General features: G+C 32.9%; 1 protein-coding gene. It reads left to right on the top strand.

Going from position 1 to position 617, the window contains the following annotated elements; all coding sequences use genetic code 11:
- Nucleotides 1–285 precede the first annotated feature (285 nt).
- Nucleotides 286–579 (top strand): DUF3270 family protein, encoded by a 294-nt coding sequence (locus tag SPADD19_RS01835; RefSeq protein WP_061455055.1) that lies wholly within the window; start codon nt 286–288, stop codon nt 577–579.
- The last annotated feature ends 38 nt before the right edge of the window (nt 580–617 follow it).

Here is a 617-nt window from a genome sequence, read left to right as displayed (position 1 = left end):
TTGGGCAATTCGATTTATTTCGTCATAGCTTAAAGTTTGAGGCAATCGTAATCCATAATCTTTTTCACCGACATAGATTCGGTCAACCCCTGCATCAATCAGGGCTTGCGCTTGCTCAACACTCTCTGCTGTTGCTGTAATAATAATATTTTTCATAGAACCATTATAACAAAAATTCCGATATTCTAGAGAAATTTATTCATTTTGTAAAATTTGTAACATTTTTGTAACATTTATATTCCTGAATTCATGATAGAATAATAGAGTGCTGTTAGGAGAGAGAAAATGCCCGTAACAAATTTAAGACACTATGATGAAGAATTCGATTATATCGAATTAACCAAACAAACCCAAGAAACCCCTATTCAGGACTATGCTCCTGAAGTTGAACCCGCACCTCAATTAAGTGAATTGCTATATTTTTTAAATATCGCTATTTTCTGTGTGTTGACGGTTGTATTTAGTTTTGTCTTTTTAGCAACAAAAATGAATACCTTCTTTGCGTTTGCTTTAGCGATTGGTTCTAGCTTTGCTAGTATTCAAGGATTCCGGATTTACTACAATAAACGAAAAAAATAAAAATCAGGTTTGCCTGATTTTTTTATTATGTGACTTTC

The organism is Streptococcus parasanguinis, assembly GCF_001578955.1.
Lineage (GTDB): Bacteria > Bacillota > Bacilli > Lactobacillales > Streptococcaceae > Streptococcus > Streptococcus parasanguinis_U.
This window is presented reverse-complemented; position numbering and strand designations above follow the sequence as displayed.

Excerpts from the sequence above, each read along its gene's own strand:
- SPADD19_RS01835 (WP_061455055.1), top strand. The coding sequence starts at position 286 with ATGCCCGTAACAAATTTAAGACACTATGATGAAGAATTCGATTATATC.